Genomic DNA, 20476 nt, shown 5'->3' on the forward strand with positions numbered 1-20476 from the left:
AGCTACCCGGACCGGACTCACACCGGCAGGCGACGACGAGCTTCCGACACAGGTCATGACCGCAAAACGATCACCTCCTGATCTCTGGGCGCACCTGTTGCAGTACTAGGCCGGGCAGTTGTGGTACGCAGTGAGGAGCCAGCGGTTGTTTCGGCGGATCAGGGTCCAGGTGGCCATCACCCAGCGGTCGGCAGGGGGCTCGGTTTCGCCTGCCATCACGACCGCGCTGCGGCTGACGACGATGGCGGTGTCGGGGGTAGGGAAACGGACGAGTTGGGGTTCGTCCAGGGTTTTCGAGCCGCGCAGCGGGCCTTCGAAACCTGCGGCCATCCGGTCTCGGACGGCCGCACGACCGGAGTTGAAGACGCCGCGCAGGATGGACGTGGCGTCGGGGTCGTAGTCGGCGACGAAGGCGTCGGCGTCGTTGGCGGCCCAGGCGCGGTAGAGATTGTTCAGTACGTCGAGGACGGCCTCGCGGTCGGTGCGCATTGCGGTGTCGGTCATGATTTCCTCCTGAGGTCACGGCCGCGGTGAGCGGCTCACGAGTACCTACCGGCGGACCGTGCCCGATTCATCGCTCGCGGTGTAGAAAAGTTCGGTGGAGGCGTTTTCGAGGAGCTGAGGGCATGGCGGACGTGGATTTCGCGGCGAGCACCGACCGGTATCGGCGGGAGTTGCTCGCACATTGCTATCGCATGCTCGGGTCGGTGCAAGACGCCGAGGATCTGGTGCAGGAGACGCTGTTGCGAGCCTGGCGGGCGCGCGACAGCTATGACGAGAACCGGGCCGGGATGCGGACCTGGCTGTACCGGATCGCCACCAATGCCTGCCTGACCGCGCTGGAGCAGCGCGGGCGCAGACCGATGCCCTCCGGTCTGGGCAACGCGCCCGGCGACGATCCACGCGAGGCATTGGTCCACGGCGGAGAAATCCCTTGGCTGCAACCGATTCCGGACTCCATGCTGGCCGATCCATCGGAAGCCGTACTGGCGCAAGGCAGTCTGCGACTGGCGCTGGTCGCGGCCATGCAGCATTTGCCCGCGCGCCAGCGGGCGGTACTGGTGCTACGCGAGGTACTAGACTGGCCCGCCGCGCAGGTGGCGCAGGCGCTGGATATGACACCGGCGGCGGTCAACAGCGCGTTGCAGCGGGCACGTAAGGCGCTGAACCAGAATGGAATACGAGAGGACGAGGTCACCGAGAGCGCGCAGCAGCGGGCCGTGCTGGACAGCTACGTCACCGCCTTCCGGAACGCCGACCTGGCCGCGCTGGAGAAACTGCTGGCCGACGACGTGATCATGGAAATGCCGCCCATGCTCAATTGGTACCTCGGCCGGGAGGGTTACGTCGGGTTCATGGCCCGCGTCTTCGACACCCGCGGCACCGATTGGCAATTGGTGCCGGTCGGGGCCAACGGCGGACCCGCATTGGCGGCCTACGTCCGCGATGCCGACGGAGGCTACATGCTGCACACCTTGCAGGTCTTCACCATTGACGGCGACCGCATCACGCACATGGTCGCCTACCAGGTCGAGGAGGTATTTCAGCTCTTTGCCCTGCCACCGCGATTGCCCTGAGCCTCAGTCGGTTCGATCGGACCCGGCCGCGGCCATCGCGCAGCCGCGCGGGATAGCAGGAGCCTTGCTGGACAGTCTGTTATCGGTGAGTATGTACGGAAGTTGATCGGGGTAGCACTCGACGAACGATGCAGACGGCCCCGGAATGACGAAAGCGCCGCTGCTGGTTCGCGCAGGACAAGACCTGAGCGTTTTGGGTTGCGGGATGTTGAGTTCGGCGGCGACGGAGTCGAAGTGTTCCCGGCCAGGTACGGGCATTGCGCCTACACCTCATGGTCGCCGAGCGTAGGCGGTGGCCAACGGAGGCAGGGTCAGCGCGGTGACTCGGAGGCCGAGCCGGACGCGATGTCGTCGGCCAGCGGGGCAATAGCCCCGATGATCTGTTCCACCAGCGCCGTCGGCACCCCGGCGACGGTCAGCGCATCGGTCAGATGGCCTGCCACAAGGGTGAAATGGTGCATCGTGATGCCACGGCCCTGATGGACCTGCTTCATCGGGGCACCGGTGTACGGGCCGGGGCCGCCGAGCGCAGCGGAGAAGAACTCGACCTGCCGTCCCTTCAACCGAGACATGTTCGTACCGGTGAAGAATGGCGCCAGCTGGTCGTCGGCGAGGACGCGGACGTAGAAGTCCTCGACTACCGCCTCGAGTGCCTCCTGCCCCCCGATCTGCTCGTAGATTGTGCCGGGCTCGGCGATCGTGGCCGCGCCGGACTTGGACTTGAACCATGACATGATTTCCATGCATTCAGAACAGCACCGGTCGGTTTCCGTTCCGTTAGTCGGCTGTCGCAGCCCGTTTTCCCTTCGTGGCCAGCATATTTCCTGGAACTCACAACTGGCTGCCACCACCGGTGAGCAATATTTCGAAACCGACTCGTCCCGCGAAAACAGGACAGACTTTGCGTGCTCGCTCAAGCACCGCCAGCCCAGCGGCACGCCTACATTTCGTGCTCGCCGAGCACCGGCGGCGGACCGTATCGCGGCCGGTATCCGGCGATCCGGATCGGACTGCCGATCAGCCGGTAATCGCCGACGGTGACGATGGTTTCAGGGGAGGCGGCCAGTGCCTCGGACAGGGTGCGCACCGCGGCCGCTGGAATACCGAGCGGCCGCAGGCGAGATTCCCAGCCGGATGCGGTATCGGTGGCAAGGGCGGCGGTCACCGCGGCGAGTACGTCGTCGCGATGCGCGGCCCGCTCGGCCATTGTCTCGAACCCGTCGACACCGGCCTCGGCGGCGAAGACCTTCCAGAAACCATCGTGGGTGATGAACAGCGCCAGATGACCGTCGGCGGTTGGAAAGAGCTGTGCTGGAACGTAATACGAATGTGCGCCGAAGTTTCGGCGTTGCGGTTGTTTGCCGTCGTTGAGATAGGCCGACGCATGGTAGTTCAGCTGCGAGAGCATCACCTCGTACAGCGAGACGTCGACCTGCCCACCGCGGCCGGAGACAATCTGGGCGAGCAGGCCGAGCGCGGCGGTGAGGCCGGTCGAGTTGTCGGCCGAGGAATAGCCGGGCAATGTGGGCGGCCCCTGCGGATCGCCCGTCATCGCGGCGATGCCGACGGCCGCCTGGATCACATAATCGAAGGCGGGATCCTCACCGCCGTCCAAGCCGAAGCCCGTGATCGCCACGCAGACGATCCGGTCGTTGAACTGCCGCAGGGACTTGTAGGTCAGGCCGAGGCGACGGATCGCCGACGGCTTCAAATTCACCAGCAGCGCATGGGATTGCGCGACGAGTTCGGCCAGTCGGCGCTGTCCGGCGGAGCTGGCCAATTCGAGTCGAATACTGCGCTTGCCGCGGTTGAGGCTCGCGAAATAGGAGTCGCCGACCTGTCGCGAAATCTCCCCGTTCGGCGGTTCGATCTTGGTCACCTCGGCACCGAGATCGGCGAGCATCATGGTGGCGTAGGGACCGGCGAGCATGGTGCCCACCTCGAGTATCCGGATCCCCGCCAGCGGCCCCGCCGCCGCGCCGGGCACCGGTTGGCTCACGACTGCGCCTCGCTGACGCTCGGCTCCGTCGTGCGCCATTGCGCGCTGTGTCGATGGTTCACTCGCTGACGCTCGCTCACGACTGCGCCTCGCTGACGCTCGGCTCCGTCGTGCGCCATTGCGCGCTGTGTCGATGGTTCACTCGCTGACGCTCGCTCACGACTGCACCTCGCTGACGCTCGGCTCCGTCGTGCGCCATTGCGCGCTGTGTCGATGGTTCACTCGCCGACGCTCGCTCACCGCAGTTCCTTCGCCAGTTCGGCGATCATCTCCCGAGTTCTGCGCTTGGAGGCGATGAGTTCGTCGCGGGTGTCGCCGATGGGCAGCAGCCGCACCGACAGGTCCGTGGCACCGGCGTCGGCGAAGCGCCGCAGTCCCGCCGCGATCGCCTGTTCGTCGCCCGCGACGCAGATGTCACCGATATCGCGCGCCGAACCCTGTTCGAGCAGCCGCTGGTAGTTGGGCGAGACCTCTGCCTCGCCGAGAATCCGGTTGGCCCGCGCCTTGGCCTCGTCGATTTCCGACGGCGCACACAGGCACACCGGCAGCCCGGCGACGATGCGCGGTGCGAGCCGCCCGGCGTCGGCGGCGGCCTTGGTGATCTTCGGGACGACATGGTCGGCCACCGCGCGCTCGTCGGCCATCCACAGAATAGTGCCGTCGGCCTGTTCCCCGGCGATGCGCAACATGACCGGCCCTAGTGCGGCGATCAGCACCGGCACCGGCGCGACCGGGCCCAGGTCGAGCGGATTGTGCACGGTGAAGCTGTCGTTTTCGATATCGACTTGGCCGGGCCCGCGCAGACCCGCATTCAGCACGTCCAGATAGTCGCGGGTGTAGGCCGCCGGTTTCGTATAGGGCAGCCCGAGCATGTCCTGCACGATCCAGTGATGCGAGGGACCGACACCTAGTGCGAGCCGCCCCCCGGCAGCGGCTTGCGTCGAAAGTGCCTGGCGGGCAAGGGCGATCGGATGCTGCGCCTGCAATGGCACTACCGCGGTGCCCAATTCGATGCGGGTGGTTTTCATACCCATCAGCGCGATGGTGATCAGTGCATCGAAATCGGTGGGTATCTGCGGAATCCAGGCGGTGTCCAGGCCCGCGGTTTCGGCCCATTCGATATCGTCGAGCATCCTGGCGAGCTTGCGCGCGGAGTCCCCCTTCTCCGGCCCGATCATCACTCCGATTCGCATGAATTCCTCCAGTTTCCAAGCTCTTTCAGATGACTGCGGCCGCTCAGGATCACGACGGCGTCGAGGTTTCGGTCTCGGGGACGGCAGTCGGCGGAGCCGACGGGGTGGGTAAGCACAGCGCGCGGATCTCGGTGACCAGCGTCTCCAGCGCGGTACCGGTCGGAAAGACCGCGGCCGCACCGGCTTCCAGCAGACGCGGCACATCCGCCTGCGGGATGGTGCCGCCGACCACCACCGCGATATCCCCCGCGCCGGCGGCCCGCAGCGCGTCCACGACGCGCGTCGTCATCGACACATGCGCGCCGGACAGGATGCTCAAACCGACTACGGCGACGTCTTCCTGCAACGCGATCGACACGATGTCCTCCACACGCTGGCGGATGCCGGTGTAAATGACCTCGAACCCGGCGTCGCGCAGGGTGCGGGCGACGATCTTGGCGCCGCGGTCGTGCCCGTCCAACCCCGGCTTGGCGACGAGTACGCGTGCGGGCATCAGAACACCACCGGCTGCTGGAACTCGCCCCATACCGACTTCAGTGCGGCGGTCATCTCGCCGACCGTGCAGTACGCGTTGGCGCAGTCGATCAGATTGTGCATCAGGTTTCCGTCTCCTTCGGCGGCATGCGACAAAGCGGTGAGACAGGCACGCACCGCAGCGGGATCTCGTTCGGCCTTCACCCCGGCCAGGCGCTCGAGCTGCAATTCCCGTCCCTTGGCGTCGAGTTCGTAGGTGCCGATATCGGGTGCGGGCTCGTCGGAGACGAATCGGTTCACCCCGACCACCGGACGCGAGCCCGACTCCACCTCCTGATGCAGCCGATAGGCCTCGTCGGCGATCAGCCCCTGCAGATATCCGTCTTCGATGCAGCGCACCATGCCACCGTGCTGCTCCAGATCGGCCATGATCTCGACGATGCGGGCCTCGGTGGCGTCGGTGAGCGCCTCGACGAAGTAGGAGCCGCCGAGCGGATCGGCCACCCGCGTCACACCGGTCTCGTAGGCGAGGATCTGCTGGGTGCGCAAAGCGAGCGTCGCCGACTCCTCGCTGGGCAGCGCGAACGGCTCGTCCCACGCGGCGGTGAACATCGACTGCACCCCGCCGAGTACCGAGGCCATCGACTCGTAGGCGACCCGCACCAGATTGTTCTGGGCCTGCGGCGCATACAGCGACGCGCCGCCGGCGACACAGCCGAACCGGAACATCGACGCCTTATCCGTGCTCGCGCCGTATCGCTCGCGCACCAGGGTGGCCCAACGACGCCGACCCGCACGGTATTTCGCGATCTCCTCGAAAAAGTCGCCGTGGGTATAGAAGAAGAACGAGATCTGCGGCGCGAATTGATCGATCGTCATCCGGCCGCGTTCCACCACGGTGTCGCAGTAGGTCACGCCGTCGGCGAGGGTGAAGGCCATCTCCTGCACCGCGGTCGCCCCGGCGTCGCGAAAGTGCGCGCCCGCCACCGAGATCGCGTTGAACCGCGGCACCTCGGCCGCGCAGAACTCGATGGTGTCGGCGATCAAACGCAGCGACGGCTCCGGCGGCCAGATCCAGGTGCCACGCGAGGCGTACTCCTTGAGGATGTCGTTCTGGATGGTGCCCGTGAGCTTTTCCCGCGACACCCCCTTTTTCTCCGCGGCCGCCACATAGAACGCCAACAGGATTGCCGCGGTCCCGTTGATGGTGAAGCTGGTGCTGATCTTGTCCAGCGGGATGCCATCGAAGAGCACCTCGGCGTCGGCGAGGGTGTCCACGGCGACGCCGACCCGACCGACCTCCTCGCTCACCTCCGGATCGTCGGAGTCGTAGCCGCACTGAGTCGGCAGATCCAACGCCACCGACAGTCCGGTGCCGCCCTGGTCGAGCAGATACCGATAGCGCCGATTGGATTCCTCCGCTGTGCCGAAGCCCGAGTACTGCCGGAACGTCCACAACCGACCCCGGTAGCCGGAGGCGAAGTTGCCACGCGTGAAGGGATATGCGCCCGGCCGGGGCGGATCGGCACGCCGGTCGTCCGGTCCGTAGACCGGCTCGAGCGGGATACCGGACGAGGTCTGCACTTGGTCGTTCATCAGTGAATACGCTACTTGCCAAAAAAGAGAATGCCAATACCATCTGAAGCGAGTGAGTTCTCACAACCCCGTTTTCCCGAGGAGCACGATGCCCGATCAGCACCGACCGTTGACCGACCGCACGATGGTGATCTCCGGCGCCAGCCGCGGTATCGGACTGGCCATCGCGGTCGCCGCCGCCCGACGGGGCGCCAACGTGGTGCTGCTGGCCAAGACGGCCGAACCGCATCCACGGCTGCCCGGCACCGTCTACACCGCGGCCGCCGAAATCGAGGCCGCGGGCGGCAAGGCGGCCGCCGTGGTGGGTGATGTGCGCCGCGAGGAGGATGTGCAGCGGGTGGTGGGCACCGCGCTGGAACGCTTCGGCGGCATCGATATCTGCGTCAACAATGCCAGCGCCATCGCGACCGAGCCGACCGAGCGGTTGTCGCCCAAGAAGTTCGATCTGATGATGGACATCAATATCCGCGGCGCCTTCCTGCTGACCCAGTCCTGCGTGCGGCACCTACGCAATTCGGCCAACCCGCACGTGCTGACCATCGCGCCACCGGTGAACATGAATCCGCGCTGGCTCGGCGCGCACCCGGTCTACACGCTGTCGAAGTACGGAATGACGCTGCTGTCGCAGGGCTGGGCAGTCGAATACGCCAAGGCCGCAATCGCATTCAACTGCCTGTGGCCCGAGACCTTCATCGCCACCTCCGCCGTGGCCAACCTCGACGACGGCACGAATCAACTCGCGGCCGCGCGCAGTCCGCAGATCATGGCCGATGCCGCGATCGAGATCGTGTCCCAGCCCGCACGGGAGATCACCGGCAACTGCTTCATCGACGCCGAGGCGTTGGCCCGATTCGGCGGCGTCGAGGACCTGTCCCGCTACGGCGGCGGCGCGCACCCGACACCGGACCTGTTCCTCGACTGATCACCGAAAGGATTGCCGGATATGACAATCGATCCCGACCAACGCACGCGCTACGAGAGCGGATTACAGGTCCGCCGCGAGGTCGTCGGCGCTGAATACGTCGACCGGGCGTTGGCCGCCGCGACCGACTTCTCCGAGCCACTGCAGGATCTGATCACCGAATACTGTTGGGGCGCAGTATGGACCCGCCCCGGTCTGGACCGCCGCAACCGGTCGATGATCACCCTGGCAATGCTGACCGCGCTCAACCGGTCCACGGAATTCGCTACGCATGTGCGGGCAGCATTGACCAATGGCGTCACCCCGGAGGAGATCCGGGAGGTGCTGCTGCACGCGACGATCTACGCCGGTGTCCCCGCCGGAGTCGAAGCGTTCCGAATCGCCGGACCTATCCTGCAGGAGCACGCTGATGCCTGAACGTGAACACATCGCCTTCCTCGGTCTCGGCACCATGGGCGCGCGAATGTCGCGGCGATTGGTAGCAGCGGGTTTCGATGTCGTCGGCTTCGACCCGTCCGAGACCGCCCGTGCAGCCCTGGTCGCCATCGGCGGTCGGGTAGCGACCAGCGCTGCCGCGGCCGCCGCCGGAGTCACTCACCTGATTCTGATGCTGCCCAGTTCCGCCGTCGTCGAATCCGTACTCGGTGACGAGCAGGTGCTGGCCGCTCTGGGGCCGGACACGATCGTGATCGATATGAGCTCCTCCGAACCGGAGTCGACGCAACGACTGGCGGCGGGGCTGGCCGAGCGCCAAATCACGTTGGTCGACGCACCGGTGTCCGGCGGCGTGCGCGGGGCTACCGACGGTACTCTGACGATCATGGTCGGGGGCCCGGAAGACACTGTTGCCCAAATTGACTCGGTGCTGGCACCGCTGGGCAAGATGAGGCACATCGGTGCATCGGGAGCCGGTCACGCCGTTAAGGCGATCAACAATCTACTCGCTGCGGTCAACCTGCTCGCCGCCGCCGAAGGTGTCGCGGCCGGACGTCGTTTCGGCCTGGACCCCGCCGTGATCATCGAGACCATCAATTCCGCAAGCGGCCGCAGTGCCGCAACCGAACTCAAGTTCCCGCAGGCGATTCTGCCGGAAACCTTCGATTCCGGTTTCGCGCTCGGACTAATGCTCAAAGACATGCGCATCGCCACTGATCTGGCGGCCTCGCTCGGCATACCGGCCGCACTCGGCGAGCGCGCCGTCGAGCTGTGGGCACGCGCCGCGGCCGATCTGGGGCCGAGCGCCGACCAAACCGATATCGCGCGCTGGGCGGACGCGCGGTCCACGCAACATTAAGGCCCACACCATGAATACGCCCATCCGATTCTCGGTCGTCGAGGTGCCGCACTACTTCGGCAAATGCCCGCGCTGCGGCTATCCCGCCAGCGCCGCGGCGATGACTCAGACCTTCGCCGACGGCGCCACCGAATCGCAACTAGTCGCCACCTGCGGGCAGCCGTGCGGGTGGAGCGGCCCGGTGGCGCTGACCACGATGACCGACGCCCGGTCCGATTGAATCGAATTCACCACGGTTGCACAGCGGTCGGTGGAGCAATGGCCGCATTCTCCGCGGCCAGCACCGCCGTCGGGATCACGACATCGGCACGAACTCCGCCGTAGTCGGATTCGGTCAGGCGCACCGAAATGCCGTGCAGAATACCCAACCGAGCCACCACGAACAGCCCGAGCCGGGCATCCGCCGACAGTGTCGCGACGCTGAAATCCGGTGGGTCGGACAGCATTTCGTTGGCGCGTTCGAGTTCCGAATCCGACATGCCCATGCCCTGATCACTGATCATCACGACAACGCCGGTGCCGATCAGATTGCCGCTGACATCCACGCGCGACTGCGGCGGCGAGAACGCCGTCGCATTGTCGACCAGTTCGGCCAGTAGGTGGATGAGGTCGGCGACCACCGCGCCGTTGACGAATACCGACGGCAGTCCGGCATTGGTGTACACCCGCGTGTATTGAACGGTTTCCGCGATCGCACCGCGGACGAGATCCCGGAGCGCAACCGGACGTCGCCACTGTCGACCCGGGCGGCCGCCGCCGAGGATAATGAGATTCTCGGCATTGCGACGCCCTCGGGTGGCGAGATGGTCGAGCTGGAACAGTGTTTCCAGCAGCGCTGGATCCTCCTGTCGCCGTTCGGCCGCGTCGAGAATCTCCAACTGTCGGTGCACGACGATCTGGCTGCGATGGGCGATATTGCTGAATACCGCGCGCACACCCTCGCGAGTATTCGCCTCGGTGACCGCGACCGCGACCGCAGCGCCGTGCGCCCGATTGAATGCCTGTGCGACCTGACCTATCTCGTCGGTACCGAAATCCAGCTGTGCGGCTTCGGTTTTCGGATCGATGCGCACCCCTTCGGTCAGGCGTCGCATTGTCTCCGGCAACCGAACCTCCGCCACCGCAAGCGTTTCCGAGCGCAAGCGTTTCAAGCGTCCGATCAGCTGATTGGCCAGCCACAGCGACAACAGGAACGCCAGCACAGCGACCGTACTCACGACACTCGCGGCCAGCAACGAGTCGCGCCCGTGCCGGGCACCCGCATCGGCGGCGTGCCGTTGGCTCTGCTTGGCGTGCCCGACCCACAGTGTCACCAACTGCTGGTTCACCTCGTCCGCCGCCGCGCGCCACTGCGCGACGCTCATCGGCAATTGCGGTGCACTTGCGGGCCGCACCTCGACAATGGCGTTTTCCATCGCGCTGACCTGCTGCCAGGCGAGGGAAGCGGTGACATCGGCGACGCGCTGCGCGTTGGCGGCATCGAGTTCGGTAGCCAATCGCGCGATCTCGACGTGGTAATAGCTGACCAGGTTGCGGTATTCGGCGGACAGGTTGGGCGGCAGGCCCTGCGGGCGGACGGCCGCGGCGGTCAGCGCGCTGGCGCGCGACATGGATTCGACCACGTGCAACAGCCCCAGATTGCGGGTGAGTTCGGAGCCGGTGGCCGCATCCGGAGCGAACTGTCCGATCGTTGCCGACCCCTCGTCCATGCCGTCCAATAGTCGGCAGTAGAAGTCGTAGGCGTCGGCGACCGGTAGCCGACCGGCATCGATCGCACTGCGCAGCTCCGGTAACCGAGTCTTCAACTCTTCGAAGGCCGCCACGACGTTCCCCATCGCGCTGCCGCCCACGCGTTGGAATTCGGCTTCGGCCGCCGCCAGCGAATTCAGCGCGGCATCGAACCGCATCCGGGCAGCGACCAGTGCACCGGGATCGACGACCGCACCCGCCAACTGGGACACCGACAGCAGTCGCTCCTGTTGCACGGCGAGGACCAATTCGCGCGTCGGGGTGAGGTGAGTGTCCAGTGTGCGCGCGAAGCCCTCGGCGTGCCGCGCGTCATTGAACAGATAGACCGAGGTACCCACACCAATGCAGATCAGCAGCAGGCTGGGTACCAGCGCAATGACAAGGATTCTTGTCCGGATCCCGCGGAACCGAGCCTTCAACACCGCGATAATATAACTTACATATCCGAGAATTACATTCTCTAGTGCAGGGCGGCCAGCACGGTGTCACGTAGTTCCGGACGACAGATGAGCAGATCAGGCAGGTAGGGGTCGGGGCGGTTGTAGCGCAGCGGGGTCCCATCGAGACGCGAGACGTGCAGCCCAGCCGCAGCTGCGACGGCGACCGGGGCGCACGAATCCCATTCGTATTGACCGCCCGAGTGGGCGTAGACATCCGCGGTCCCGCGCACGACTGCCATCGCCTTGGCGCCGGCCGACCCCATCGGGACCGGCGTCGCCGACAACCTGGTCATCAGTTGCGCGACCTCCTCGGAGAGCCGACTCCGCGACACGGCCACCCGGATGGGACCGGATTGCGGTGGCAGCAACGCGGGTGGTTGCCCGGTGTGTAAGACCAGTCCCGCAGCGGGCAGTGCCACCGCCCCGACCACCGCTCGGCCGTCGACCGCGAGGGCGACATGCACGGCCCAGTCCGCACGCGGTGGTTCGCCGTATTCCCGTGTGCCGTCGAGCGGGTCGACGATCCACACCCGGGACCGTCCGATGCGACTCCGGTCGTCCGGACTTTCCTCCGACAGCACGATGTCCTCGGGACGCGCCTCCCGCAGCCGATCCAGCAGCAGGATATTGGACTTCCGGTCGCCGACCGCCCCGCCTTCGGAGCGGATATCGAGCAGGAGTTCGCCTGCTTCCTCGGCCAGCGCCGCTGCCAGGGTGTGATCGTCCATTACTTCCCTACTGTCCGATGGCAGGATCGAGTACGCCCGCTTTCGCAGGCGCTCGATGACCTTATCGGCCCCTTGCCGGTCGACATTTCTCGAGAGTACGGTTCTCATTTACCGGAAAGGTGATTCTTATCCTGCGGAGGCCCTTTCCGGTCACGAGCACTCGCACGCCTCGACACCGGTCGAGCACGCAGAGCACAGGGAGGACCACCCACCGATGCGATTCATCCTGCACTATCCCGAGACCACCGGCTACGACGGTGACATGCTCGACGTCGGCGCACTGCGCGATGTGGCGATCGCGGCCGAACGGTCCGGATTCGATGGACTGTCACTGAGCGAGCACCCGGTTCCCGGCGCCCGATGGTTGGCTTCCGGCGGACACCAGACGCTCGATCCGTTCGTCGCACTCGGCTATGTCGCCGGTGTGACCGAACGCCTCCGACTGATCACCTATCTCGCGGTCCTGCCCTACCGCAATCCTTTCCTGCTGGCGAAAGCGGCGGCGACGCTGGACAAACTGTCGGGCGGCCGCGCGATCGTCGGTCTGGGCACGGGTTATCAGAAGAGCGAATTCCACGCTCTCGGAGTCGATTTCGATGAGCGCAACGCACTGTTCGACGAGGCGCTGGACGTGCTGCCACTGCATTGGAGCGGCGAACCGTTCAGCTATCAGGGTCGCCACTTCAGCGCCCGCGATGTGATCGCCCGGCCGCGGCCGGTGCAGAAGCCGATCCCGATCTGGATCGGCGGCAACTCGAAGCTGAGCCGCCGCCGGGTCGCGACGCGCGCCCAGGGCTGGATCCCGATGACCGGCGGCGCGGAGCTGAGCACCACCGCGCGCACACCGGAACTCGGCACACTCGACCAGCTCGCCGCCAAGATGGCCGAGGTGCGATCGGCGGCCCAGGACGCGGACCGGACCGAGCACATCGATCTGGTCTACTCCTACCCGGACGCGAGCATCAGCACCCCGGCGGTCGATGCCGACCGGCACCGCGCGGCCTTCGCGACATTGGCCAAGGCCGGTGTCGACTGGATCGTCGTCTCCTGTCACACGCGCGAGGCCGCCGCGACCTTCGACTTCATTGCGGAATTCGGCGCGACATATACCAACGCGCCCGGCTCCTGAGCCGATCAGCGCGGCCGGTTCAGCACCTTATCCGCCGCCGTCCAGTGCTCGTCCGAAACCCACAGGTGCGCAAAGGCATTCACCGCCTCCGCTGCGGATACCCCGGAGAGCACCCGCTTGATCTCGCCCGAGGATGGGTTGGCCAGCGACCGAGCCAGCGCCAGCCAACCCTCCTCGAACGACGCGCGAGGCAGTATCCGGTCCACCAAGCCGACGCGTTCGGCCTCGGCGGCGTCGAGTACGGTCCCCGAGCCCGCGAGCAGCAGCGCTCGGCTTCGACCGACCAATGCGCTGAGCCGCTCTGCACCGCCCCAGGCGGGCATGATCGCCAGCGCGACCTGGTTGAACGCGATCTTGATGTCGTCGGCGGCGACCCGAATATCCGCGGCGACCGCGACTTCGGCGCCACCACCGAAGGCGTGACCGTTCAACGCCGCGATCACCGGGGCGGGAAAGGCAGCGAGCCGATCGCAGATGCCACGCATCCGCCATGCCATCTCCTCGGCGGCCTCGAGAGTGCGAATCGCGCTGAGTTGCTTGAGATCTCCACCCGAGACGAAGGCCTTGTCCCCGGCGCCACGAATGACCAGCGCGCGGGCTCCTTCGGCCGCATCGAGTGCCTTCTCGAGCTGATCCATCGTCTCCGGCGCGATGGCATTGCGCGCCTGCGGGCGATCGATGGTGACGACCGCAAGCCCGTCACTCAGCTCGAGCTCCACCATGTCAGTTCTCCGATCAAGATATTGGCATTCTACTTTCTGGAGAATAGTATATTCAGAGCGGCAGCCCCCGACACCCATCCCGTAACCACCCGACAGCGCCGCGGGTGTGGCCGACTTATGCCCGCGCGCCGGGTACTTGGAGTCCATATGCGCACAATCCCCGCCGAACTGGTCAAACGGTACGAAGCCGAAGGCTGGTGGACCCGCGATTCGCTCGGCGACCTGCTGGCGCGCGGTCTGGCCGCCGCCCCCGACGCCAGGTTCCGCGTGCATTCGCCGGTCCGGCCCTACACCGGAACCTTCCGTGATGTCGAGCTGGTCGCCCGCCGACTGGCCAGGGGCTTACACAAGCGGGGTGTCGGTCCCGGTGATGTAGTGGCCTTCCAGCTGCCCAATTGGATGGAGGCGGCCGCAACCTTCTGGGCCGCAACCTTTCTCGGCGCGATCGTGGTACCCATCGTGCATATCTACGGCCCCCGAGAAGTCGGCTACATCCTGGGTGCGGTGCGTCCACGCGTCTTCGTCACGACCGACCGATTCGGTTCGATCGACTACGACCCGGCCGTATACGCGGAGGTGCCGATCGTCGGGGTTGTCGGACACACCTTCGACGATCTGCTCGATGCGGAGCCGTTCAGCGGAGTCGTCGAGGTCGACCCGGCCAATCCGGCGCTGATCGCCTTCACCTCGGGCACTACCCGCGCGCCGAAGGGCGTGATCCACAGCCATCAAACCCTCGGCTGCGAGACCCGCCAACTGGCCGAGCACTACCCGGCCGACCTCGGTCCGCAGATCACCGCCGCGCCGGTCGGCCATTTCATCGGCATGCTCAATGCCTTCCTCATCCCGATCCGCGACGGCATCGCGGTCAACCTGGTCGACACCTGGAATCCGGAACAGATCCTGACCCTCATGACCACCTACGGCATCACCGTCGCGGGTGGCGTGCCCTACTACCTGACCAGCCTGGTCGACCATCCCGCCTTCACCGCCGAACATCTGCTGCACATGAAGTACGCGGGCATGGGCGGCGCATCGGTGCCGAGTTCGGTCACCGAGCGGCTGACCGAACTCGGCCTCATCGTCTACCGCTCCTACGGCAGCACCGAACACCCCTCGATCACCGCCTCCAACTGCACCGCACCGGAGCCCAAGCGGCTCTATACCGACGGCGATCCGCAGCCCGGCATCGAGATCCGGCTCACCGAAGACGGCGAAATCCTCAGCCGCGGACCGGATCTGTGTCTCGGCTACACCGATGAGGCGCTCACCGCGAAGGTTTTCGACGACGAGGGCTGGTATCACACCGGCGATATCGGCGTGCTCGACGAGGACGGATTCCTCACTATTACCGACCGCACCTCCGACCTGATCATCCGCGGCGGCGAGAACATCAGCGCGCTCGAGGTAGAAGAGGTCCTGCTGACCATGTCGGCGGTCGCCGAAGCGGTCGCCGTCGCAGCACCCGATGCTCGGCTCGGCGAGCATGTGGCCGCGGTGGTGCGACTACACCCGGGTTCGGATGCCCCGACGCTGGCGGATCTGCAGGCGCATTTCGCCGAGGCGGGGCTGGCCAAGCAGAAATGGCCAGAGGAGCTAGTCGTGGTCGAGGACTTTCCGCGCACGCCCAGCGGCAAGGTGCAGAAGTACCGGATCCGACAGAGTCTGCGTGCGGCGTGATCAATGGCCGATGGTGGAATGCCGCGGCCATGGACGGCCGTGGTAGCGCTCGATATCGGTGTTGAAACGTTCGAGGTAGGCGGCGAAGGCGGCGACATCGCCGGGCGTCCAGTCGGCCATGATGTTGTCCAGATCGCGGACGCTCTTGGTGCGGTCGGAGTCGAGCTGGCGACTTCCCTCCGGGGTAATGCGGAACAGTCGAGCCATGCCGCCCTCGGGATCCGGGATCCGTTCGATCAGGCCCGCGCGCATCATCGCGGCGGTTTGCCGACGCAGGGTGGATGCCTCCAACCCCAGCGCTTCGCTGAGCTGCCCGATGGACATCGGGCCTTCGCCGTGCAGTCGATTGAGCAGGGTGTACGCGCTGCGGTCCATGCGATTGGCGCCACGCCGAGACGCCAGGCTGTACCGGCCGAGCAGCATGGTCTCGAATTCGATCAAATGCGTGGGCTTATCCATCCCGACCCTTCTGCCGATGCGCGCGTCACCAATGACGCATGTGTATCACACAGGACGTGCACTACACCCTCAAATGTGCATATTACACGTGACGTGTATCATACACGACATTTTCAGCCGAAAGGCGCGCCCGCTCGAGGGGCAGGCGCGCCGCGGTTGGGGAGGGTCAGGCTGTGGGCTGGCTCAGGTCGTAGACGGTGCTGCCGCCGACCGTGATGGCCGTGTAGTGCGCCTTGACCCATGCAGTGATTTCGCTTCCGCTGCTATTGGATCCCCCGCCGGGGCCACCGCCCATGCCGCCGCCCGCGATGAAGTAGGCGACATCGCCATTGGCGACGTACTGCTGGAATTGCGCCAGCGTCGGCGAATTGTCGCTGCCGGTGAAACCGCCGATCGCCATAATCGAAGCGCCGGTCGACAATTCGAGTCCGCTCGCCGAGCCTGAGCCCACTGTCGCTGCGGCCCAACGGGTGTCGGTATTGCGCACCAACTGTTGCAGTTCGGCGTTCGACGAATTCGAGCCGCCCGGTCCGCCGCCGCCGTCACGGTTGGCGGTCGCGTCGGTCCCCGCCTGTTCCGTACCGGCCTGTTCGGTACCCGCTTGTCCGGGTGCCGCGCCGTCGAATGACGGTGCGCCGGTTCCTGATTCGCCGAAACCATCGGGGACGGCGCCACCTGGTCCGCCCATACCCATACCCTTGCCCGCGACGGCCGGGCCGGAGGTCGGAATGGAGCCGGAGTGGGCGGTCGCCGCGGTCTCGATCGTGTACGCGGTGGTCCCCGCGAGGCCGAACAGCAGCCCGGCAGTGGCGACGACGGCGGTGAACCTGCCGAGTTGGTGTGCGCCGACCGCGACAATGGCCGCGACGACGATCGAACCGATCAGCACGAGCCAGCGCAGTGCCGGGTACCAGTCGGGTGTGCGGTCGAGCAGGATGAAGTTCCAGATACCGGTCGAGGCGGACATGGCCGCGAGTGCGATACGCGCCGTGACGAATTGGCGGCCGCGCCACAACTCGACCACCGCGATACCGATCAGCGCCGCGATCGCCGGGGCGAGGGCGACGGTGTAGTACGGGTGCATGGTGCCCTGCATATAGCTGAATACGACGCCGGTGACGAGCAGCCAACCGCCCCACAGGATCAGGCCCGCGCGGGTGCGTCCGGTTCGCGGTGTGCGCCGGGTGAACCACAGACCAGCCACCAGACCGATCAAGGCCGCGGGCAGCAGCCAGGAGATTTCGGTGCCCATCGAATCGCCGAACAAGCGGGTGATCCCGGTGCTGCCGCCGAAGCCGGTGTTGCCACCGCCACCGCCGCCACCACCATTGCCCTCGCCGCCGAGGACGCGGCCGAGACCGTTGTAGCCGAGCGCGAGGTCGAGCAGGCTGTTGCCGGTCGAGCCGCCGATGTATGGACGCGAGTCAGCGGGCCACAGGCTGACCAGGGCGACGAACCAGCCGCCCGAAATCACCATTGCGACAAAGGCCGCGAGCAGCTCGGCGACGCGACGCCAGAAGCCGATCGGCGCGGCGACCAGGAACACCAGCCCGAACGCGGGCAGCACCAGGAAGGCCTGCATCATCTTGGTGAGGAAGCCGAATCCCACTGCCACACCGGCCAATACGAGCCAGCGTCCACTGCCCCGCTCGGTGGCGCGGACCGTGCAGTACGCCGCGGCGACGAGCAGCAGCACCAGCAGTGCGTCCGGGTTGTTGAACCGGAACATCAGTGCCGCAACGGGAGTCACGGCGAGCGCCGTACCCGCCAGCAATCCGGCGGCCGGGCCGCTCCAGCGGCGCACCGCGGCATGCACCAAGCCGACCGATGCCACTCCCATCAGTGCCTGGGGCAGCAGCATGGAGAACGAGCTGAAGCCGAGCAGCCTGCCGGACAAGCCCATTACCCACAGCGATGCGGGTGGTTTGTCGACGGTAATGGCGTTGCCCGAATCCAGCGAACCGAACAGCAGCGCCTTCCAGCTCTGCGTGCCCGCCTGGACCGCGGCCGCGTAGAAGTCGTTGGCCCAACCGGATTTACTCAGTCCCCACAGGTAGAGCACGGCGGTGGCCGCCAGCAGGGTCCACAATCCGGGGCGCGCCCAGCGTGGTTGCTCGGGCGGGCCGAACAGCCATCGAGTCGCTCGTTTCTGGTGCGCGCCCGCGTGCCGCGGACCCGCTGGTTCGGCGTACCGCACGGGCCGCGCTTCGGTCATGGTCATATCCAGTCCCTCTCGTGTACTCGAGATTTGGTCAGTTGGTGGCGGTGAGGTCGTAGACCGTGACACCGTCGATCGTCTCGGCGCTGAAGTTGGCCTGAACCCAGGCCGCGATTTCGCTGGCTGCCTGGCTGCCACCGCTCGCCGATCCGCACATCCCACCCATGATCTGGGCGCTGATGAAGTAGTGGATTTTGTGTTGGGCCACATAGTCTTTGAACTGCGACAGCGTGGGCGCCGGGTCGGTGCCGTTGAAACCGCCGAGTGCCATGACCGGATCACCGGTGGCCAATTGGTATCCAGCGGCGTTGCTGGAGCCGACGACGGCGGCGACCCAGGTGTAGACGTCGGCATCGGTGCTCAGTACCGCAGTCAGGTTCGCGCCCGGTGTTATGCCGCCGAATATTCCGCCCATCGGTGCGCCGCCAGCTGTGCCAACGTCCGTTATGCCCGACGAACCCACGCCACCGCCAGTGCCGCCGGACGAACCCGCCCCACCACCGATGCCGCCCGACGAACCCGCCCCGCCACCGGTACCGGTCGACGAACCCGCCCCGCCACCGGTACCGGTCGACGAACCCGCCCCGCCACCGGCACCGCTCTGCGAACCCGCCCCGCCACCGGTGCCGATCTGCGCACCCGCCCCGCCACCGATGCCGGTCGACGAACCCGCCCCGCCACCGGCACCGCTCTGCGAACCCGCGCCAGCGGTGCCGCCCTGCGCACCCGCCGTACCAGCGCCACCATCGGCGCCGCTGGGCCGTCCGCCGCCTGGGAAGGCCCGGCCCGCGCCGGCCGGTCCCGCGGACGGAATCGCGCCGCTGTGTGTTGTCGCCGCGGTGGCCAGCGCATAAGCACCGGGTGCGGCCAACCCGACGGCCAAGGCGACTGCGAGGACTCCACTGGCAACGGCCTTCGGCAACCTACCGACGACCAGCAGCAATGCCGCCGATCCGACACCGGCAATCGCGACCACCGGGCCGAGCCAGGGCAGCCAGTCCCGGGTGCGTGCGAGCAGGACGCAGGCCAGCACGACAGTCACCAACAGCGCACCGGACAGCACAGCGGTGGCGCGAATATCGCCGCGGCGCAGCCACAATAGGTTCGCACCGACTCCGATCGCGCCCGCAATCGCCGGTGCCAGCGCGACCGTGTAATACGGGTGCAGGATGCCGTTGGCGTAACTGAATACCACGCCGGTGACGATCAGCCAGCCCAGCCACAGCAATAGTGCCGCCCTGATCAGATCGGTGCGTGGCGCACGGCGGGTGAGCCAGAGTCCGGCAACGCCGAGAATCAATGCCGCGGGCAGTAGCCAGGCGATCTGGCCGCCCATTTCCGAACCGAACAGACGAGCCCAGCCGACATCGAAATTCAGGTTCCCGAGTCCACCGGTCTCGTTACCGGTCAACCGGCCGAAACCGTTGTAGCCCAATGCCAGTTCGAGCACGCTGTTGTGCTGGGATCCGCCGATATAGGGCCGCGACGAAGCGGGCCACAGCGCGACAAGGGCCAGATACCAGCCCGCGGACGCCACCATCGCAAGTACCGCCGCCACCGATCGAACGATCCGGGTGCGCAGCGGCGCATGTGCGGCGAGCAGGTACACCAGCGCGAAGACGGGCAGCACCAAGAATGCCTGCATCATCTTGGCCAGGAAGCCGAAGCCCACCGCCACCCCGGCGAGCGGCAACCACCAAGTGCCGCTGTCCTTTTCGATCGCCCGCAGCACGCTATAGGCCGCGACGGTCAGCAGCAGCACCAGCAGTGCGTCCGGATTATCGAAGCGGAACATCAGCGTCGCCACCGGTGTCAGTGCCAGCACCGCACCGGACAGAATTCCGGCCCAGTGGCCGCTGACGCGCCGCACCGCCGCGTACAGCACCGTGACCGCCGCGACGCCCTCGAGCGCCTGCGGCACGAGCAGACTCCATGAGTTGAAGCCGAACAGCCGTGCCGAAATATCCATCACCCACAGTGCTGCGGGGGTCTTGTCCACGGTGATCGCATTGGCCGCATCGCTGGAACCGAACAGCATCGCCTTCCAGCTCTGCGATCCGGCCTGCACCGCCGCGGCGTAGAAGTCGTTCGCCCAGCCGCTGGCACCGAGATTCCAGAGATACAGCAGTGCTGTCGCGATGAGCAGCACCGCGAGCGATACCCGCCGCCACAGCGGGCCGCACCCGGATGGCCGCGCATCCGATGGCTCGACCGCCGCAGCGGGTAGAGCTCCCAGCAATGTTGTCGTCATGCTTCGATCGTCGCGACCGGACATAGTTGCAAGCTCTGCCGTAAC

At 66.4% G+C, this 20476-nt stretch carries 19 protein-coding genes; 7 read left to right on the forward strand and 12 right to left on the reverse strand.

What is annotated here, in order from left to right; genetic code table 11:
• Positions 1 to 105: 105 nt before the first annotated feature.
• Positions 106 to 504, reverse strand: a complete 399-nt coding sequence (locus ACIBJI_RS40930) for an SgcJ/EcaC family oxidoreductase (RefSeq protein WP_364358313.1) — start codon at positions 502 to 504, stop codon at positions 106 to 108.
• Positions 505 to 626: 122 nt separating this feature from the next.
• Here ACIBJI_RS40930 and ACIBJI_RS40935 point away from each other — a divergent pair, with 122 nt between their 5' ends.
• Positions 627 to 1577, forward strand: a complete 951-nt coding sequence (locus ACIBJI_RS40935; protein ID WP_397088487.1) for a sigma-70 family RNA polymerase sigma factor — start codon at positions 627 to 629, stop codon at positions 1575 to 1577.
• Positions 1578 to 1888: 311 nt separating this feature from the next.
• On the opposite strand, the gene ACIBJI_RS40940 is transcribed toward ACIBJI_RS40935, so the two are convergent.
• From ACIBJI_RS40940 to ACIBJI_RS40960, 5 genes are all read right to left on the reverse strand, one after another.
• Positions 1889 to 2311: a group 1 truncated hemoglobin gene (locus ACIBJI_RS40940; protein ID WP_396958210.1), complete on the reverse strand. Its 423-nt coding sequence runs from the start codon at positions 2309 to 2311 to the stop codon at positions 1889 to 1891.
• A 206-nt stretch (positions 2312 to 2517) separates the two neighbouring features.
• Positions 2518 to 3576 (reverse strand): CaiB/BaiF CoA transferase family protein, encoded by a 1059-nt coding sequence (locus ACIBJI_RS40945; protein ID WP_397088489.1) that lies wholly within the window; start codon positions 3574 to 3576, stop codon positions 2518 to 2520.
• Positions 3577 to 3812: 236 nt separating this feature from the next.
• A complete protein-coding gene (locus ACIBJI_RS40950) occupies positions 3813 to 4769 on the reverse strand; it encodes an LLM class F420-dependent oxidoreductase (RefSeq protein WP_364358304.1) in 957 nt (318 codons plus the stop codon).
• 49 nt (positions 4770 to 4818) lie between these two features.
• Positions 4819 to 5262 (reverse strand): cobalamin B12-binding domain-containing protein, encoded by a 444-nt coding sequence (locus ACIBJI_RS40955; protein WP_397088491.1) that lies wholly within the window; start codon positions 5260 to 5262, stop codon positions 4819 to 4821.
• Complete coding sequence (locus ACIBJI_RS40960) at positions 5262 to 6839, reverse strand: methylmalonyl-CoA mutase family protein (protein ID WP_364358301.1); 1578 nt, start codon at positions 6837 to 6839, stop codon at positions 5262 to 5264. The genes ACIBJI_RS40955 and ACIBJI_RS40960 overlap by 1 nt, the downstream gene beginning before the upstream one ends.
• Positions 6840 to 6927: 88 nt before the next feature.
• On the opposite strand from ACIBJI_RS40960, the gene ACIBJI_RS40965 reads away from it, so the two are divergent.
• From ACIBJI_RS40965 to ACIBJI_RS40980, 4 genes are read left to right on the forward strand one after another with little or no spacing between them, the layout of a single operon-like run.
• Complete coding sequence (locus tag ACIBJI_RS40965) at positions 6928 to 7761, forward strand: NAD(P)-dependent oxidoreductase (RefSeq protein WP_364358298.1); 834 nt, start codon at positions 6928 to 6930, stop codon at positions 7759 to 7761.
• Positions 7762 to 7782: 21 nt separating this feature from the next.
• Positions 7783 to 8178 carry a 4-carboxymuconolactone decarboxylase gene (gene pcaC / locus ACIBJI_RS40970; protein ID WP_364358295.1) on the forward strand — a complete coding sequence of 132 codons (396 nt, stop codon included), beginning with the start codon at positions 7783 to 7785 and terminating at the stop codon, positions 8176 to 8178.
• Entirely contained in the window at positions 8171 to 9055 is an 885-nt protein-coding gene (locus tag ACIBJI_RS40975; protein ID WP_397088494.1) for an NAD(P)-dependent oxidoreductase, read from the forward strand. Before pcaC ends, ACIBJI_RS40975 begins: the two co-directional genes overlap by 8 nt.
• A gap of 10 nt (positions 9056 to 9065) precedes the next feature.
• Complete coding sequence (locus tag ACIBJI_RS40980; RefSeq protein WP_364358289.1) at positions 9066 to 9275, forward strand: hypothetical protein; 210 nt, start codon at positions 9066 to 9068, stop codon at positions 9273 to 9275.
• A 7-nt stretch (positions 9276 to 9282) separates the two neighbouring features.
• Here the strand turns inward: ACIBJI_RS40980 and ACIBJI_RS40985 are convergent, their stop codons facing one another.
• Together ACIBJI_RS40985 and ACIBJI_RS40990 are read right to left on the reverse strand one after the other, a co-directional pair.
• Positions 9283 to 11226, reverse strand: a complete 1944-nt coding sequence (locus ACIBJI_RS40985; RefSeq protein ID WP_397088496.1) for a nitrate- and nitrite sensing domain-containing protein — start codon at positions 11224 to 11226, stop codon at positions 9283 to 9285.
• 38 nt (positions 11227 to 11264) lie between these two features.
• A complete protein-coding gene (locus tag ACIBJI_RS40990) occupies positions 11265 to 11972 on the reverse strand; it encodes a 3'(2'),5'-bisphosphate nucleotidase CysQ (protein ID WP_364358319.1) in 708 nt (235 codons plus the stop codon).
• Positions 11973 to 12186: 214 nt separating this feature from the next.
• Between ACIBJI_RS40990 and ACIBJI_RS40995 the strand changes: the two genes are divergently transcribed.
• Positions 12187 to 13101 carry an LLM class F420-dependent oxidoreductase gene (locus ACIBJI_RS40995; protein WP_364358283.1) on the forward strand — a complete coding sequence of 305 codons (915 nt, stop codon included), beginning with the start codon at positions 12187 to 12189 and terminating at the stop codon, positions 13099 to 13101.
• 5 nt (positions 13102 to 13106) lie between these two features.
• Here the strand turns inward: ACIBJI_RS40995 and ACIBJI_RS41000 are convergent, their stop codons facing one another.
• Positions 13107 to 13823: an enoyl-CoA hydratase/isomerase family protein gene (locus ACIBJI_RS41000; RefSeq protein WP_364358280.1), complete on the reverse strand. Its 717-nt coding sequence runs from the start codon at positions 13821 to 13823 to the stop codon at positions 13107 to 13109.
• Positions 13824 to 13970: 147 nt separating this feature from the next.
• Between ACIBJI_RS41000 and ACIBJI_RS41005 the strand changes: the two genes are divergently transcribed.
• A complete protein-coding gene (locus tag ACIBJI_RS41005) occupies positions 13971 to 15503 on the forward strand; it encodes an AMP-binding protein (protein WP_396958050.1) in 1533 nt (510 codons plus the stop codon).
• On the opposite strand, the gene ACIBJI_RS41010 is transcribed toward ACIBJI_RS41005, so the two are convergent.
• The 3 genes from ACIBJI_RS41010 to ACIBJI_RS41020 all read right to left on the reverse strand — a co-directional run bounded on the left by ACIBJI_RS41010 (position 15504) and on the right by ACIBJI_RS41020 (position 20431).
• Positions 15504 to 15962: a MarR family winged helix-turn-helix transcriptional regulator gene (locus tag ACIBJI_RS41010; RefSeq protein WP_396958049.1), complete on the reverse strand. Its 459-nt coding sequence runs from the start codon at positions 15960 to 15962 to the stop codon at positions 15504 to 15506.
• Positions 15963 to 16128: 166 nt separating this feature from the next.
• Complete coding sequence (locus tag ACIBJI_RS41015) at positions 16129 to 18183, reverse strand: ArnT family glycosyltransferase (RefSeq protein WP_397088498.1); 2055 nt, start codon at positions 18181 to 18183, stop codon at positions 16129 to 16131.
• A gap of 31 nt (positions 18184 to 18214) precedes the next feature.
• Complete coding sequence (locus ACIBJI_RS41020; RefSeq protein WP_397088500.1) at positions 18215 to 20431, reverse strand: ArnT family glycosyltransferase; 2217 nt, start codon at positions 20429 to 20431, stop codon at positions 18215 to 18217.
• Positions 20432 to 20476: the final 45 nt, after the last annotated feature.

The organism is Nocardia sp. NPDC050408 (assembly GCF_044458905.1).
Taxonomy (GTDB): domain Bacteria; phylum Actinomycetota; class Actinomycetes; order Mycobacteriales; family Mycobacteriaceae; genus Nocardia.

Coding starts and splice junctions, on each gene's coding strand:
- ACIBJI_RS40940 (WP_396958210.1), bottom strand. CDS start 2,311: ATGTCATGGTTCAAGTCCAAGTCCGGCGCGGCCACGATCGCCGAGCCC.
- ACIBJI_RS41005 (WP_396958050.1), top strand. CDS start 13,971: ATGCGCACAATCCCCGCCGAACTGGTCAAACGGTACGAAGCCGAAGGC.
- ACIBJI_RS40990 (WP_364358319.1), bottom strand. CDS start 11,972: ATGGACGATCACACCCTGGCAGCGGCGCTGGCCGAGGAAGCAGGCGAA.
- ACIBJI_RS40950 (WP_364358304.1), bottom strand. CDS start 4,769: ATGCGAATCGGAGTGATGATCGGGCCGGAGAAGGGGGACTCCGCGCGC.
- ACIBJI_RS40935 (WP_397088487.1), top strand. CDS start 627: ATGGCGGACGTGGATTTCGCGGCGAGCACCGACCGGTATCGGCGGGAG.
- ACIBJI_RS40955 (WP_397088491.1), bottom strand. CDS start 5,262: ATGCCCGCACGCGTACTCGTCGCCAAGCCGGGGTTGGACGGGCACGAC.
- ACIBJI_RS41015 (WP_397088498.1), bottom strand. CDS start 18,183: ATGACCATGACCGAAGCGCGGCCCGTGCGGTACGCCGAACCAGCGGGT.
- pcaC (WP_364358295.1), top strand. CDS start 7,783: ATGACAATCGATCCCGACCAACGCACGCGCTACGAGAGCGGATTACAG.
- ACIBJI_RS41000 (WP_364358280.1), bottom strand. CDS start 13,823: ATGGTGGAGCTCGAGCTGAGTGACGGGCTTGCGGTCGTCACCATCGAT.
- ACIBJI_RS41020 (WP_397088500.1), bottom strand. CDS start 20,431: ATGACGACAACATTGCTGGGAGCTCTACCCGCTGCGGCGGTCGAGCCA.
- ACIBJI_RS40995 (WP_364358283.1), top strand. CDS start 12,187: ATGCGATTCATCCTGCACTATCCCGAGACCACCGGCTACGACGGTGAC.
- ACIBJI_RS40960 (WP_364358301.1), bottom strand. CDS start 6,839: ATGAACGACCAAGTGCAGACCTCGTCCGGTATCCCGCTCGAGCCGGTC.
- ACIBJI_RS40930 (WP_364358313.1), bottom strand. CDS start 504: ATGACCGACACCGCAATGCGCACCGACCGCGAGGCCGTCCTCGACGTA.
- ACIBJI_RS40980 (WP_364358289.1), top strand. CDS start 9,066: ATGAATACGCCCATCCGATTCTCGGTCGTCGAGGTGCCGCACTACTTC.
- ACIBJI_RS40975 (WP_397088494.1), top strand. CDS start 8,171: ATGCCTGAACGTGAACACATCGCCTTCCTCGGTCTCGGCACCATGGGC.
- ACIBJI_RS40965 (WP_364358298.1), top strand. CDS start 6,928: ATGCCCGATCAGCACCGACCGTTGACCGACCGCACGATGGTGATCTCC.
- ACIBJI_RS41010 (WP_396958049.1), bottom strand. CDS start 15,962: ATGGATAAGCCCACGCATTTGATCGAATTCGAGACCATGCTGCTCGGC.